The organism is Staphylococcus equorum (genome assembly GCF_029531845.1).
In the GTDB taxonomy this organism is placed as follows: Bacteria; Bacillota; Bacilli; order Staphylococcales; family Staphylococcaceae; genus Staphylococcus; species Staphylococcus equorum_C.
In genome coordinates, this window is the sequence record NZ_JAMBPV010000006.1 from 1 (window position 1) to 16,316 (window position 16,316).

Here is a 16,316-nt window from a genome sequence, read left to right on the forward strand (position 1 = left end):
TCATAATTAACATTTGGTTTGTCTATGTTTGGAATTAAGCGTTATGATGTTTGTGAATTAAGCATATTTGAAAACTGTTGATAAACAGCTTCAGGAGCGTAAGCAGCTACAGTTTTGAAACCATTTTCTACAAGGACTTCTTCTTTGAATTCTTGATTAATCAGCCTACGCAGTTTATTCGACAATTCAGTCACATTCGTGTAATCAATTAAATAGCCATTTACGTTATTTTTAATAATAGAATCAGGACCAGCGTTTCCACTAAAGCTGACTACAATATTACTTTGATTCATCGCTTCTAAGATGACCATGCCGAAGCCTTCGTTACGAGAAGGAACGACTGTAATTTCACTAATTGCTAATTTTTCGTTTAATTGTTGCGTTGAGCCTTGTAGTAAAACAATATCTGATAAGTCATATCGATCAATAAGTTGTTGTAATGCATCTCTTTCTTGTCCTTCCCCAAAGATGTGTACTTTATAGCCAAATTTTCTGACGATATGCTGAATGGGATTAATACTATCAATCAGTAAGTCAAACCCTTTTTCATATTCTAAACGACCAGCAGCGGTAATCAGTTTTTCCTTTGCTGTATTAAGTCTAGGTTCATTTAAAATATTTGGCACTACATAAACAGGTGTTTGAATATAAGATTGATATTTAATTTTATCAACAGTAGTAAGTGTAGTAACTTTATCTAAATAGGTATATGCATCAATAATCTCTTGTTGAAATGCTTCAGGATGGGCTTCAAAGTTCATGTGCTCCATACCAATAGTTTCAATGTTGTTTCGTGCATATTTTGCAATCAGTATATTAAAACTAGCTCTAGTCCCGATTAGAACGTCTGTATCAATTTTACGGATGGATTTAATCATCTTTTTCTCTATATAACGTGAAAACTGGTTTAAACCTGGTTCATTTTTTGAAAGTACTTTAGGTTTAGAAACTGAAGTGTATTTATTAATACGGTTAAAAAGTAAATCTTTGAAATTTTTAGGGTGCAACTGATAATTGGTTAAAGGTTTTATAACGATAGAATCATGAAGTTCGAAATAAGGTTTTATATCACCTTTAAATATAGAAATGATTTCGACTTTATGACCTTTTTTAGCTAGTGTATTCGCTAATTGTGAAATAGATTTTACAGTACCTCCCATGGCATAGATATTATGCATGAAAAAAGTGATTGATTTCATCGGAAAACCTCCAAATGTTTCTTAACTTAAATTAGAATTCATTATATCATGAAATGTATGATGTGTTTTTATTGGTAGTATCAAACTTATTTCAGTATTTAAAAAGCACATTAACGTCTTTTTAGAAGATATAATAGATCTTTTAACTAACAGTTTGGTTAACACATATTAACAAAATTTGTGTAGAATTACTGAAAGCCCTTTTTTCATAGGGCAATTACGTATATAATTAGAGAAGTATAAAGATATATTTCGTTATTTTTACATTTTAATCAATTATAACGGCAAGGTTTTTTATTTTTTAGTTATAGAAAACGCTTCATCTCATTTTAAAAAGGATAAAGATAACGTTTCTATAAACATATATAAAAGGGGGACTGTGTTTGTTATGAGCACAAAACATAGCAAAACAGATGTCATCTTAATTGGTGGCGGTATCATGAGCGCAACATTAGGAACTATATTAAAAGAACTCGCACCAGAGAAAGAGATTAAGATGTATGAAAGGTTATCTACGCCAGCAGAAGAAAGTTCTAATGGGTGGAACAATGCAGGAACAGGTCATTCTGCATTATGTGAGTTGAATTATACAAAAGAAAATAAAGATGGTTCAATAGATATAAATAAGGCCGTAAAAATTAATGAACAATACCAAGTTACAAAACAATTTTGGAATTACTTAGTTAAACAAGGTCAACTTACGCAACCTGAGGCGTTTATTAAGCCTGTACCTCATATGAGTTTTGTACAAGGTGTCCGTAACGTAGATTACTTAAAAAGACGTGTAGACAGATTAAACAAAAACATTCTATTCAGTAACATGGAAATTACTGATAATAAAGATAAAATAGCTGATTGGGTACCATTGATGATGGAAGGTCGTAAATCTCATATACCAATGGCAATGAGTTATGATAAAACTGGCACAGATGTTAACTTCGGTGCGCTAACTAAAAAGTTATTTGAAAACTTAGAAGAAAAGCAAGTTGAATTAAATTATGAACATGAAGTACAAGATCTTAAACAGCGTGAAGACGGTGTTTGGGAGATGAAAGTTAAAGATTTACAAACAGACATCGTGACATTTGTTGAAAGTGATTTCGTATTCATCGGCGCCGGTGGGGCAAGTTTACAATTGCTACAAAAAACAGGTATTAAAGAATCTAAACATGTTGGTGGATTCCCTGTAAGTGGTTTGTTCTTAGTATGTAAAGATGAAGCTATTACAACACAACATCTTGCTAAAGTATATGGAAAAGCTTCAGTAGGAGCGCCACCAATGTCAGTACCGCATTTAGACACACGTTACATAGATGGCAAACGTACAATATTATTTGGTCCATTTGCTGGATTTTCACCTAAATTCATGAAAACTGGTTCAAATATGGATTTAATTAAGTCTGTGAAACCAAACAATTTAATTACAATGCTGTCTGCAGGAATTAAAGAAATGAGCTTAACAAAATATTTAATTTCACAACTTACGCTTTCTAATGAAGAACGTATGGAAGACTTACGTCAATTTGTTCCTAATGCTAAGAGTGAAGATTGGGAAATTGTTGTAGCTGGCCAACGTGTGCAAGTTATAAAAGATACAGAAAATGGTAAAGGGACATTGCAATTTGGCACAGAAGTTATAACTTCTGAAGACGGTTCATTGTCTGCATTGTTAGGGGCGTCGCCAGGGGCTTCTACAGCAGTAGATATTATGCTTGATATACTTAAACGCTGCTATGGTGAGGAATTTAAACAATGGGAAGATAAAGTGAAAACAATGGTTCCTTCATATGGCATGAAACTATCAGAAAATGAAGCACTTTATACGAAATTGAATAAAGAAATCACGAAAAATTTAAAAATAAATTAGTATCGTCTTAGTATTGATTTGAATACAAGCAATGAAAATAAGCGCACGGTTAACCTAGTATCATACTAGGTTAACCGTGCGCTTTTGTTTTAACTTTTACGTATTTCGATAGAGAATGTAGTACCCTTGTTTTTTTCACTTTCAATGGATATCGCGCCACCGTGAAGTTCAAAAATGGCTTTAGCGATAGCAAGTCCTAAACCATTACTATTGTCATGATTACTTGCTTTATAAAAACGCTCGAACAATCGAGATTGAGTTTCTTCAGTCATACCCTGACCATCGTCTGTAATCGTACATTTAATAGAATCAAAACCTTGTTTAAGTATAATATCTATCGTGCCACCTTGAATTGAATATTTAATGGCATTTGTAATGAGGTTTTGGAATGCTTGATGTAATAAGCGTTCGTTCCCAGTCATTTCAATATTTGCTAAATCTGACATGATGATTAAATCTTTTTTATTAGCTGAAAATTGTTCATGACGGATTATTTGTTTTAAAAGTTGATTAAGTTCAATGTGGTCTTTAAATTCAAGATGTGCGCCGTTATCAATTTCTGATAACAGTAAAAGTTCTTTTGTTAATTCGCTAAGTTGTGTAGTGATCTGGTAAATATCATCAATATAGCGCTCACGTTCTTGATTGCTTTTAGCGAATTTGAGTTGATCAAGTAGGTGATGAACATGTGTTAACGGTGTTTTGATCTCATGAGAAACGTTCTGAACGAAATGTTGTCTCATATCATCTAATTGTTTTAATGAAAGTCGCATCTTATCAAATCGATATTGTAATGTGCCTAATTCATCTTTACGGGTAATTTTAATTGCTGAGTCAAAGTTACCTTGCATAAGCCGTTCTGTCGCATTTTTCAATTGTTGAATTGGTTTAATTAATGTATAAGTTGAAGAAATAACTAGGATGATAGAAATAATAAGTAATAACGATATTAATATCGCTAAGAATATTCTGAATTCGCTAAATGTTTTACCAATATCAGGTCTCATGAAGACGGCATAGTTTTGACCCTTAGACTCAAAAGTAATACCTACTGTGTTTTGAGTAGTGTTTTCAAAAAAACCAGTAATAATAGGAGCGTATGGCAAATTTTTAATACCATGATAATCATTACCATTTAATACACTTTGAACATCTTGATGAGTTATATTATCTTTTCTGAATGCTTCACCATAGTATGTTCTTTTTCCATTTTCTGAAATAGTCATAATTTGATAGTTCATTTCACCTAAATGTTTGAAAAATGGTGAAGGACTATCAATTTTTGATTCCTTTTGATATTCCATCGAATCTTTTAAAGTGCGCATAATCTTAGCATCATTATTTTCTTTCAAAAAATTATGATAAATAATATTTGTACATAAAAAACTGACTATTGCACTGAAGAGCATAACAACAATAGTATATACTGCAATACGTGTATAGAGTGATTTAAACATGATCATCCACCTTATAACCCAATCCACGCACTGTATGAATCGTTACTGAAGCTTCCAGTTTTTCAAGCCTTTTTCTAAGGCGTTTAATATGAACATCGACAGTGCGTTCATCACCTTCATAATCAAATCCCCATATTTTTTCTATTAAATCATCACGATTAAAAACTTGTCTTGGATGAGAAGCAAGAATAAATAATAATTGGAATTCTTTATTAGGCAAATTCATTGTTTTAGAAGCTGTTTGTAGTTCTAAATACGCTTGATTAAGCGTAAGGTTGCCAATAGTAATTTCACTATTAGCATTAATGTTATAGCGCTTAAGCACAGCTTTAATTCTGAAAATGAGTTCTTTTACTTCGAAAGGTTTCGTGACATAGTCATCCGTGCCTGTTAAGTAAGCTTGTTCTTTATCACTTAAAGCATCACGCGCAGTTAACATGATAACTGGCATATCGTAATCTTCTTTTAAAATCTTACATAGCTCAAAACCGCTCATGCCACCCATCATAATATCTACAATAGCAATGTCTACTTGATTTGATTCTAGGTAGGACAATGCATCTTCAGCGCTTGATTGCGTAATTGTTTCTAATCCTTCACGACTAATATAATTAGAAACATACTCTAATATTTTTTTGTCATCATCGACTATTAGACAAGTTGTCATGGGCAATGTCTCCTTCTTCATTTTAATGTCATTATAAACGTTACTAAAAGACTTCACAAATCACAAAAGTTTTAAAAAAAGAACATGAGTTCATATTGAGTTCACATAAGAAGGATAAACTCTAGATATAAGTTTTAGAGAAGGAGTGGAAATGATGAAATTAGCATGGCAGGAGATAAAATATTATAAATTCCGTTATATTTTAATTATGTTAATCATTTTATTACTAGGTGTTATGGTTCTATTTATTAGTGGACTAGCGCAGGGATTAGCGAGAGAAAATATATCGATGTTAGACAACATGAAAACTGAAAAATATGTTTTACAGGACAATAAGCAACCACAAATTGAGAAATCAATTATCAAACCAGAACAACAAAAGAAAATTGAAGATATTACAAATCAAGAACCATTAAAATTAGCGTCACAAACATTAAAAATTAATAAAACCGAAGAAGATGTGGTGATGACTAATACGGTAGACAATGACAAGCCTGAATTAGCAGAAGGTAGTTATCCAACAAAAGATAATGAATTTGCAATCAACAGCAAGCTGACTGCCGAAGGTATAAACGTTGGTGATATGGTTGAAGTAAAAGATGGTAAAGAATTAAGAGTGTCAGGTGTTATCAACGATACGATGCATTCACATAGTTCAGTTGTGATGATGAATGATAGTGGATTCGACAACTTGAACCAACAAGTGAGCACAGTTTATCCTGTTAAAGACTTAACAGCTAAACAACAAGATGAAGTAAATAAAATTTCAGATGTCAAAGTATTTACAGAAGATGATATTACAAGTGAAATACCAAGTTATCAAGCAGAACAAGCGCCATTAAATATGATGATTGTAAGTTTGTTCGTGATTTCAGCGATAGTACTTAGCGCATTCTTCTACGTTATGACGATTCAAAAAATACCGGAAATTGGTATCTTGAAAGCAATTGGAATCAAAACAAAACATTTATTAAGTGCGTTATTAATTCAAATATTAATTACTACTATGATCGGCGTTTTGATTTCTGTAGGATTCGTGAGTGGTTTATCATTAATTATGCCAGTATCAATGCCATTCCACGTAACACTATCTAATCTATTATTAGTCGTAGGCGTATTTATTGTAGTAGCGATTATAGGTGCAGTATTATCATTCATTAAACTGTTTAAAGTAGACCCTATTGAAGCAATCGGAGGTGGAGAATAATGAGTTTACAAGTAAAAGATATTAAAAAAACATTTGGTAAAGGTCCATCAGAAACACCTGTATTAAAAGGAATAAATTTTGAAGTGAATGATGGGGAATTCGTAATATTAAATGGTGCGTCAGGTTCAGGTAAGACAACATTGCTTACTATTTTAGGTGGTTTACTCTCACAAAATAGTGGTGACATTTTATATAATGAATCTCCATTATATGCAGGAGATAAAAAAGCATCAGAATTAAGATTGAATGAAATTGGATTTATATTTCAATCTTCACATTTAGTACCTTATTTAAAAGTGAAAGCACAATTAACGACAATAGGCAGAGAAGCTGGAATGTCTAAAAATGATGCTAATCAAAGAGCGGAAATGTTATTAAAACAAATAGGGTTAGAACACCGTTTAAATGTATTCCCACATATGTTATCTGGCGGGGAGAAACAGCGTGTAGCAATTATGAGAGCATTGATGAACAGTCCCAAAATTATACTTGCAGATGAACCTACAGCGAGTTTAGATGCAGAACGTGCAACAGAAGTTATTCATATGATTAAAAATCAAATACAAAGTAAAAAAATGATAGGTATAATGATTACCCACGATAAGCGATTATTTGAGTATGCAGACAGAGTAATTGAATTAGATAACGGAGTAATAGTGAATTCATAATCTATAAAAGTTTAATTCCATATGAAGCGCTTGGAAGATAAGAATCCCAAATCATCTTTTAAGAACGTTGACAAACCAAATGCTATAATAGCATTTGGTTTGTTTTTTATAGATATATCTACGAAGTAGGGATGTACCATAATGCAAAAATACAAGCGAAGAACAATGTAGCAAAGTAGACTGTTAGCAATAATTTGTATTGATACATTAAGGCTAAAAAGTCTCTAATTAAGGCAACTTCAAAAAAGTGATAAGGCGTATGACTTCCAACGCCTTTTAGTTTAAGGTCTAATTTTTGGCCGAAGCGGACTGCACGCATAATATGAAATTGACTTGTAACACAGACAACCTTAGGTTTTGCGTCAAATGACTGTTGTATCAGTGCTTTTGTGAATTTAATGTTTTCGTATGTACTTGTAGACGCATCTTCCATTAAAATTTGAGCAGGATTCACACCACGATCAACTAAGTAACGAAACATGGCCAAAGCTTCAGATATAGGTTCATCCGGACCTTGTCCACCACTTACGATTAATTGCGCGTTAGGTTGTTGATTATATAATACTAATGCTCGATCTAATCTACTAGCTAGCATAGGCGGGACATGTTCATTAAAAATACCTGCGCCTAAGACGAGTATCGTATCAAATTTTGCAATATGTTTCTGATTTAAATAACAAGAAGCGCAAGATACATAACAAATAAAAGTGAAAATCGCACTAAAGGTAATCGCTGCTAGCCATAGAAATACAACATTAAATGCGAACGGTAGCAAGCTAATGTAGGCACAAGCAAGTGTGAAAACGATGACTTTAAAAGATAAGCGATAGAGTCGTTTTAAAAAAAGTGCGCTCATACGATATTGCAATATATGTTTGTGTTTTAAATGTACTAATAAGAAACCAATAATCATCACAGCAATTATATCTATAGGGATATGATGAGACCCAATACGTAATATAATTACAATATAACCTAATATTACCTGGGAAATAAAAATATTGATATTTGCAAAATATTTTAAATTTAAATACATACTTACGAAAATAAGTACTATCAATAAACTACAGAGTAGTGCTAGAATATTCATGTTTCACCCCAGAATTTTATAGTATATTAAATGTAGTTGAATCCATTAAAATAAGCAAATGTATATGACATTACTATCAATATTAAGCAACATGCAATATCAATAAATGGTTGCATTATATTTTTAAACTTTTATAGGCGTTAAAATATTGATACTATTAATATAACAAATTATAAAATGATATTACATATAGTGGAGATTGAAGAGGTGCAACCAATGGTGAAAAATTTAAATAGTCATATAGAGTTCATGGGTGAATTTATAGATGATGTAAATACATTATTAGCTAAATTATTAAAGGCATTAAGAGAAGAGTACAACGTATCAAAAGAACAGGCAAATGTTATATTAATGCTTGAAAATGGAAAAACGATGACTTTAACAGAAATCACAGAACGTCAAGGCGTAAATAAAGCTGCCGTTAGCCGAAGAATAAAAAAACTAATTCATGCTGAGGTTGTACAATGGGATAAATCTGAAGATACAGGAGATCAACGGTTAAAATATATTAAATTAACGGAGAAGGGCAAACAATTTAATAGAAAAAGTAAGTCTATAATTAATGACATAGTGAGCGATATACTTCATGATTTATCAGATGATGAAATTGAACAAGCGCGTTATGTGTTGGAAATTATTGATCAAAGACTGAAGAACTTTAATATTAAACATCATTCGTAACATGAATTAATATAAGTATGTAGCGCGTATTTTAAAAACACATTGAGTTAAAGGTTAGTCTTGTTAAGTGACTGTCAGCATCCAAACTAGGATGACAAGTAGCCGCTTTTGTTTTATAAGTCATTGAGTTATAGATTTTTTAGACATATTGTTTTGAACATTAGGTCATTCAATAGAAAAAACCAAGCATTAGACTAAATGCGTATATCAATTTTTAAGTAGCACACATATAATAAATGTTATAGCTTATAAATATACTGTTATGATAGTCCAATTATGCGTAGATACAGTAATAATCTGACATATAGTTTCATTCTATAATGTGTTAAAATAACGGGATAGTGTAAAATCGAGGATAAAGAGGTGATAAAATGCAAAAATGTCCAAAGTGTGGAGAAAACTTAAGAAACGGGCAGAGAAGATGTAGTCATTGCGGGTATCGAGCAAAACAAAGCGATTCAGAAAAAATGACACGCTCAACAAAAATAAATAAAAAAACAGCGAACATTAACGCACGTAAAATTATTCCTTTTGGGATTGCATTCTTTATCCTTATCTTACTTATCATTGTTTTTTTCTTAGTAAGAAACTTTAATTCACCTGAAGCACAATCAGAGATTATAATAAATGCAGTAGATAATAATGATACGCAAAAACTTTCAACGCTTTTGAGCACCCAAAATAACAGTGTTGATGAAAATGAAGCTGAAGCTTATATTAAATACATAAAAAACGAAGTTGGAATGGATAACTTCGTGAAAGATGTAAATAGTAAAATTGCGAAATTGAACAAAAATGATACAAAGAATTCAGATTTTGTCACAGCTAAAAATGGTGAAAAAGTTCTGAGGATCAGTAAAAATGGCACACGCTATTTAATATTTGATAATATGAGCTTCACAGCACCAACTAAAGAAGCGATTGTAAAACCTAAACAAGAAACAACTTATAAATTTAAGGCAGATGATAAACAAAAAACTGTAGTAGCTGAAAAAAACAAGCCAACTTCTTTAGGTAAATTCATTCCAGGTGAATATACACTTGAAGCTAAGAAAGAAATGGCGAACGGCCAATTTAATGGTCATCTTAATTTCAACTTTAATGATAGTAACAATGAGTCAGTTGATGTTATTGAAGACTTTAACGAGGCGTATGTGCAAGTTGAATTAAATGGTGCTTCTGAAATAGATACTGATTCAGTTAAAGTGAAAATCAATGACAAAACTTATGATTACGCAAAAGCCAAAGAATTTGGTCCATATCCTAAAACAAAAGATATAATAATATCTGCTGAAGGACAAGCGAAGAAGAAAACATTTAAATCAGCAGAAACAACAGTGAAAACAGATAACCTCAAAGATAAAACAAAGGTCACTTTAAACTTTGATGATGACGAAATCGAGAAGTATGTAGAGAAAAAAGAAAAAGAAGAAAATAGTTTTAGAAATAAGATATCTAGTTTTTTCGGTGATTACACTGCGGCAATGATTAGTGCACGCAGTCAAAGTAACTTTAATTTAGTATCATCTTATTTAAAGAAAGATACTGAAAAATATAAAGCTACTAAAAAAGATGTTAAATCGAATGAGCTATTCTATCTTCAACAACCACAGATTACCGATATTGTAAAAGAAGATAAGACATTCTATGTTACGGGTCAAACATTAAAAGAAGATGGCCAATACGGTGAGGTAGAGTATCAACTTGAGGGTAGTGACAAGGCTAATGATCTAAAAGTAGTGAAGTACTCAGAGGCGAGTTAAATTTTTGAAAATTTAACTCAAAGCGTACTTTTTCTAGTCAGCTAAGTAGGAGCGGAAATACGAAATCAATTTTCGAATTTTGATTTCGTATTTCCGCTCTCTTTGTCTTTTACATATCAATTTAACTTCACCTATTTAAAATTGCGTTAGCAAAGGCTATAATAATGGCAATAAACTTTATATCGTAGTGATATGATATAAAGTGTTAATGAGTAGCTAAATTTGCTAGCGCTTCAACATTGAGGAGAATAGAAATGTCCAATTATCAAGAGCAAAACAAGAATTCCTTACTGTTTGTTATTATCTTAGGCGCGTTAACTGCGATAGGCGCATTATCTATTGATATGTTCTTGCCAGGTCTGCCACAGATACAATCAGATTTCAATACAACAACATCTAATTCACAGCTAACATTATCTTTATTTATGATTGGTTTAGCATTAGGTAATTTATTTGTTGGTCCGATATCAGATTCTATAGGACGAAAGACACCACTTATCGTAGCTATGGCATTATTTACCTTAGCAAGTATAGGTATTATTTTTGTGGATAATATTTGGTGGATGATTGCCTTACGGTTTGTACAAGGATTTTGTGGTGGTGCAGGCGCAGTGATTTCTAGAGCGATATCAAGTGATCTGTACACTGGAAAACAATTAACAAAATTTTTAGCTTTACTCATGTTAGTAAACGGTGTTGCACCAGTATTAGCACCAGCATTAGGTGGCGTGATTTTATCATTTTCTACGTGGCGTATGGTTTTTGTCATATTAACTATATTTGGTCTACTTATGTTATTTGGAACGATATTTAATATCAAAGAGTCGTTGTCAACTGAGCAACGAGATAGTCCACATCTTGTTAGTATCTTCAAAAATTTCAAACAGTTATTAGCTACACCTCGATTTGTATTACCTATGCTTATACAAGGTGTGACATTCGTTATTTTGTTTAGTTATATTTCTGCTTCTCCTTTTATTGCACAACGTATTTATGACATGTCTGCTCAGCAATTTAGTCTTATGTTTGCATCCGTGGGTGTGAGTCTAATTATTTCTAGTCAATTGACAGGTAAATTAGTGGATTATATTGATAGACAAGTTCTTTTACGTGTATTAACAATTATTCAATTAGTGGGTATTTCGTGGATAAGCATTATTTTATACATGCATCTATCTATCTGGCTATTGTTTATAGGTTTTATTATTCTTGTGGCTCCTGTTACAGGTGTAGCGACACTAGGCTTCTCAATTGCAATGGATGAGAACACAGGTGGCAATGGAAGTGCATCTAGCTTATTAGGATTAGTTCAATTCTTAATAGGTGGGCTGGTGTCGCCACTGGTAGGTGTGATGGGGGAAGATAGTTATATCCCCTATGTTACAATCATATTGATAGTAGGGATATTGTTGATTACACTTCAATTAATAAATTATTATGTATTTAAGCGTGTAGCTCCTAAATAGTAAAATTAAATAAATAGAAAATAAAAAACGGCTGTTAGATTCTTTAGTGGATACCTAGCAGTCGTTTTTATTTTCTATATCTTAGAAATATTGTAATACGAAAGTGATGATAAGTATTAACGCCCTAATTTAATTACATTTGCAAGTAAAATTTGTGCCATTTCATTTGGTGATTCCATACAACCTTCACGTATCCAGTAGTAAATAATACCAAGCTGCCCACCGATAGCATACGTAACAAATTGTTTTTTATTAGACACGGTCGTATAATCATCTAACATTTTTGTATAAGTAATTTTGGTTTCTTTAACATAATCGCTAAATAAGTCGCGATTTGGGTGTGTGACAAATATTGCGTGAAAGAAGCCATAATGACGATGGATATAGTTCAGAATAACTTTGAAAAATTTATATAATTTAGCGTAGTTGATTTCTTTGTGTTCAAAACTATTGTATAAAACATCTGATAATTTTATATACTTTTTTAGGTGATAAGTTTGAATTGTAGATAAAAGCTCGTATTTATCTACAAAATAATCATAGAATGTCGTTCTGTTGACACCGCTATAAGCGCAAATCATTTTAATAGTAATATGTTCAAATGGATGTTCTTCTAATAGGATAATCATATTTCGAATGATTTTATTTTTAGCTTTCTGTTTCATTTTATCTCCTTCAAAATAGCATATGATTACTTACCCGACACATTTAGTAGAAGTGTCGGTGTTTTTTTATTTAACATGACTCTATAATATATAAGGTGAATTTTAAAAGCAAATAGGAGGAAAGTGTAATGAAGAAAATGGTGTTAATTAATGTCATTACCATTGTAGTTCTTGTAATAATAGGAGTAGTTGGTTTCCACTTTTATAATCAAGCTACAGGATTTGTTAGTACAGATAATGCCAAAGTTGACGGAGAACAAATTAAAGTTTCAGCTCCAGCAGCAGGCGAAATCAAATCTTTTGACGTTAAGAATAATGAGAAGTTAAGTAAAGGCGACAAAGTTGCAGAAATTGCAACAAAAGGTGAAGATGGCCAATCACAAGAAATGGATATTAAAATGCCTCAAGACGGCACAATTGTAAAAACGGATGGTATGGAAGGTTCAATGGCGCAAGCTGGAACGCCAATTGCCTATGCTTATAATTTAGATGATTCATACATTACTGCAAATGTTGATGAAAAAAATATTGCAGATGTTGAAGAAGGTAAAGATGTAAATATAACACTAGACGGTGAAGACGCTGAACTTAAAGGTAAAGTAGAAGAAGTTGGTAAAGCAACAGCGTCAAGTTTTTCTATGATGCCTTCAACTAATAGTGATGGTAACTATACTAAAGTTTCTCAAGTAGTACCTGTTAAAATCTCACTAGATTCAAAACCATCTAATAATGTTGTTCCAGGAATGAACGCTGAAGTTAAAATTCATAAAAACTAAGGAGGGCTTGAAATGACAATGGCCTTCATTATTATTTACGTAGTCATAGCGCTCATTCTTGTCGGATTATTGAATCTATTTATAACTAAAAGTAATAAGAAGAAATCAATGCGACAAATGGAACATGTTAAGCATGAAAATAATACATCAAATGAAAATTATCAATCTAAATTTAATATAAGAGACAATGAAAAATCTAGCGAAACAATGAAACAATCTGAAACAATACATCATACAAGTGAAAATGTTTTATCAGATTCTGATGTGCTTGATGATGAAAATGAAATAATCAATGCAGAAACAGAAGAAACACAACAACAAACTGATTCTGATCATGAAACGATAAATCCAAATTCAGAAGAAGCACAAGTTAATGAACAACTAAAAGCAAAACATAATTCATTTATGTTTGGTAAAGGGGCTACACAAGCCAAAGTTTTAGTAGCAATGATTTTTGGTATGTTTATTGCGATTTTAAACCAAACGTTATTGAACGTTGCTTTACCAGAAATTAATATTGATTTTAATATTTCTGCGAATACGGGTCAGTGGCTAATGACAGGGTTTATGTTGGTCAACGGCATTTTGATTCCTATTAGTGCGTTTTTATTTAATAAATATTCTTATCGTAAACTCTTTTTAGTTGCTATGGCATTATTTACATTAGGCTCTTTAGTCTGTGGTATATCAGGCTCATTTGGAATGATGATGGTAGGACGTGTATTGCAAGCCATTGGAGCTGGTGTATTAATGCCGTTGGGTACAAATGTATTTATGACGATATTCCCACCAGAAAAACGTGGAGCGGCAATGGGAACGTTAGGTATAGCAATGATTTTAGCACCAGCGATTGGTCCAACATTATCTGGATATATCGTTGAAAATTATCAATGGAATGTTATGTTCTATGGTATGTTTATCATCGGACTCGTAGCCTTAGTTATTGGTTATATATGGTTTAGAGTATATCAAGTTACGACAAACCCTAAAGCAGATGTTCCAGGTATTATCTTTAGTACCATTGGTTTTGGTGCGCTATTATATGGTTTCAGTGAAGCAGGGAATAATACATGGACTTCACCTATCGTGTTAATTTCATTAGTAATAGGTGTTATCTTTATTATTGCCTTTGTTATTAGAGAACTTACAATGCGTGTGCCGATGTTGAATATGGAAGTATTAAAATATTCTGGTTTCACATTAACAACTGTAATCAATATGATTGTTACAATGAGTTTATATGGTGGTATGATTCTATTGCCACTGTATTTACAAAACTTAAAAGGATTTAGTCCAATGGATTCAGGGTTACTATTATTACCTGGCGCATTAATTATGGGTCTAATGGGTCCTATTGCAGGTAAGTTATTAGATACAATTGGTATTAAACCGTTAGCCCTTATAGGTACAGGGATTATGACTTACGCAACTTGGGAATTGTCGAAACTGAGTACGAATACAACGTATACACACTTAATGATAGTTTATATGATTCGTTCATTTGGTATGAGTTTTATCATGATGCCGATAATGACTGCAGGCATGAACTCCTTGCCACAACGTTTGATTTCGCATGGTAATGCTTTATCAAATACATTAAGACAACTTGCAGGTTCTATAGGTACAGCGTTATTAGTGACTGTAATGTCAACACAAACAACTGAACATATCGCTGCCTATTCACAAGATTTGGATAAAACGAATCCATTTATTAAAGATCGTTTACAAGAAATGGCACAAACAATGGGTGGCGAACAATTAGCGACATCACAATTGTTAGAATTTGTTCAGAAAATTGCTTCCATTAATGGTGTGAATAGTGCGTTCTTAGTTGCGACAGGTTTAAGTGCGCTTGCATTTATATTGAGTCTTTTCTTAAAAGGGAAAGAACATTATTTATCAAAAGAAAATTAAAGTAACTATAAAATATAAAAAACAAGATATAAATAGCCATTCTCAAAATAAAAGAACCAATCCGTTAGAAGCCTAATGGATTGGTTCTTTCTATTTAAAATTTAATTATATTAACTTAATGAACCAACACTTATGATTTTGTTATTAAGCACGTATACGAGGTTTACGATTTCTGAAAAGCATACTAATAATAATCAATGCAATACTACAACCTAAAAGAATGAGCGCATTATGAATTGCATCGGCCTCAGTCAAAATATCAATAGGCTTAACGGAAACGTAATATTGATTCATTGAATCGGCAATACGTCTAGCAATATTTTTAATTAAGTAAGAAAAACCAAATGTAATAACTAACATAATAGCGATAACAAACATATTGACAATTTTTAATGCAGTTCTATTAAATATAATCGTAAAAATAGTTAGAATTAAACTTAAGATACAAGCAATAAAAAATACATAAAACACCAAAATCAAACGATCGACACTTGTTTGTAGGTTGTCAATGCTATCAATATTGATATTTAAGTTAGAGAAACTATTGATCGTTTCTTGGAAATTTGTAAGTTGGTGGAAGTTAATTGTTTCTTTTACAAAAACTAAATTGAAAATAGGTTCTTTAAACATACTATAGCCCGTAATAGCTACTAATATTAATACGATAAGTTGGATAAGTATGTTTACCCAAGAAAGTTTCTTTTTACCATATTGAGATCCTCTTTGCATAGGCTCGCTGGTTAGTGTGTGCTCAAAATCGGCAAACTGTTTGTTTTTTTCGGCCATAAGGTGCTCCTTTCGCTAAACTAATATTAGCATCTGCTTATTTTATGACTTTTGTTTTGTTATAATGCTTAATAACTGATACATTTTAATTATCGATAGAATGTATTTTA

14 protein-coding genes are annotated in these 16,316 nt (G+C 31.9%); 8 read left to right on the forward strand and 6 right to left on the reverse strand.

Annotation, left to right across the window (positions count from 1 at the left end):
- Positions 1 to 41: 41 nt before the first annotated feature.
- Positions 42 to 1,199: a glycosyltransferase family 4 protein gene (locus M4L39_RS08655; RefSeq protein WP_277581649.1), complete on the reverse strand. Its 1,158-nt coding sequence runs from the start codon at positions 1,197 to 1,199 to the stop codon at positions 42 to 44.
- A gap of 388 nt (positions 1,200 to 1,587) precedes the next feature.
- Between M4L39_RS08655 and mqo the strand changes: the two genes are divergently transcribed.
- Complete coding sequence (mqo, locus tag M4L39_RS08660) at positions 1,588 to 3,066, forward strand: malate dehydrogenase (quinone) (RefSeq protein ID WP_277581650.1); 1,479 nt, start codon at positions 1,588 to 1,590, stop codon at positions 3,064 to 3,066.
- Between the two features lie 89 nt (positions 3,067 to 3,155).
- On the opposite strand, the gene M4L39_RS08665 is transcribed toward mqo, so the two are convergent.
- Together M4L39_RS08665 and M4L39_RS08670 are read right to left on the reverse strand one after the other, a co-directional pair.
- Entirely contained in the window at positions 3,156 to 4,523 is a 1,368-nt protein-coding gene (locus tag M4L39_RS08665) for a HAMP domain-containing sensor histidine kinase (RefSeq protein WP_277581651.1), read from the reverse strand.
- Entirely contained in the window at positions 4,516 to 5,190 is a 675-nt protein-coding gene (locus tag M4L39_RS08670) for a response regulator transcription factor (protein WP_277581652.1), read from the reverse strand. The genes M4L39_RS08665 and M4L39_RS08670 overlap by 8 nt, the downstream gene beginning before the upstream one ends.
- A gap of 154 nt (positions 5,191 to 5,344) precedes the next feature.
- On the opposite strand from M4L39_RS08670, the gene M4L39_RS08675 reads away from it, so the two are divergent.
- Positions 5,345 to 6,397, forward strand: a complete 1,053-nt coding sequence (locus M4L39_RS08675; RefSeq protein ID WP_277581653.1) for an ABC transporter permease — start codon at positions 5,345 to 5,347, stop codon at positions 6,395 to 6,397.
- Positions 6,397 to 7,065, forward strand: coding sequence for an ABC transporter ATP-binding protein (locus M4L39_RS08680; protein WP_277581654.1), 669 nt, complete (start codon positions 6,397 to 6,399; stop codon positions 7,063 to 7,065). Before M4L39_RS08675 ends, M4L39_RS08680 begins: the two co-directional genes overlap by 1 nt.
- A 118-nt stretch (positions 7,066 to 7,183) precedes the next feature.
- On the opposite strand, the gene M4L39_RS08685 is transcribed toward M4L39_RS08680, so the two are convergent.
- Positions 7,184 to 8,155: a YdcF family protein gene (locus M4L39_RS08685; protein ID WP_277581655.1), complete on the reverse strand. Its 972-nt coding sequence runs from the start codon at positions 8,153 to 8,155 to the stop codon at positions 7,184 to 7,186.
- A 216-nt stretch (positions 8,156 to 8,371) separates the two neighbouring features.
- Here M4L39_RS08685 and M4L39_RS08690 point away from each other — a divergent pair, with 216 nt between their 5' ends.
- The 3 genes from M4L39_RS08690 to M4L39_RS08700 all read left to right on the forward strand — a co-directional run bounded on the left by M4L39_RS08690 (position 8,372) and on the right by M4L39_RS08700 (position 12,065).
- Positions 8,372 to 8,836, forward strand: coding sequence for a MarR family winged helix-turn-helix transcriptional regulator (locus M4L39_RS08690; protein WP_277581656.1), 465 nt, complete (start codon positions 8,372 to 8,374; stop codon positions 8,834 to 8,836).
- A 371-nt stretch (positions 8,837 to 9,207) separates the two neighbouring features.
- Positions 9,208 to 10,599, forward strand: a complete 1,392-nt coding sequence (locus tag M4L39_RS08695) for a zinc ribbon domain-containing protein (RefSeq protein WP_277581657.1) — start codon at positions 9,208 to 9,210, stop codon at positions 10,597 to 10,599.
- A 254-nt stretch (positions 10,600 to 10,853) separates the two neighbouring features.
- A complete protein-coding gene (locus tag M4L39_RS08700; RefSeq protein WP_277581658.1) occupies positions 10,854 to 12,065 on the forward strand; it encodes a multidrug effflux MFS transporter in 1,212 nt (403 codons plus the stop codon).
- 116 nt (positions 12,066 to 12,181) lie between these two features.
- Here the strand turns inward: M4L39_RS08700 and M4L39_RS08705 are convergent, their stop codons facing one another.
- Positions 12,182 to 12,730 carry a TetR/AcrR family transcriptional regulator gene (locus M4L39_RS08705; RefSeq protein ID WP_277581659.1) on the reverse strand — a complete coding sequence of 183 codons (549 nt, stop codon included), beginning with the start codon at positions 12,728 to 12,730 and terminating at the stop codon, positions 12,182 to 12,184.
- 128 nt (positions 12,731 to 12,858) lie between these two features.
- Here M4L39_RS08705 and M4L39_RS08710 point away from each other — a divergent pair, with 128 nt between their 5' ends.
- The gene (locus tag M4L39_RS08710; protein WP_277581660.1) at positions 12,859 to 13,506 is read left to right on the forward strand and encodes an HlyD family secretion protein; all 648 of its coding nucleotides are present in this window, start codon (positions 12,859 to 12,861) and stop codon (positions 13,504 to 13,506) included.
- Between the two features lie 12 nt (positions 13,507 to 13,518).
- Positions 13,519 to 15,420, forward strand: a complete 1,902-nt coding sequence (locus tag M4L39_RS08715; RefSeq protein WP_277581661.1) for a DHA2 family efflux MFS transporter permease subunit — start codon at positions 13,519 to 13,521, stop codon at positions 15,418 to 15,420.
- Between the two features lie 144 nt (positions 15,421 to 15,564).
- Here the strand turns inward: M4L39_RS08715 and M4L39_RS08720 are convergent, their stop codons facing one another.
- Positions 15,565 to 16,206, reverse strand: coding sequence for a hypothetical protein (locus tag M4L39_RS08720; protein ID WP_277581662.1), 642 nt, complete (start codon positions 16,204 to 16,206; stop codon positions 15,565 to 15,567).
- Positions 16,207 to 16,316: the final 110 nt, after the last annotated feature.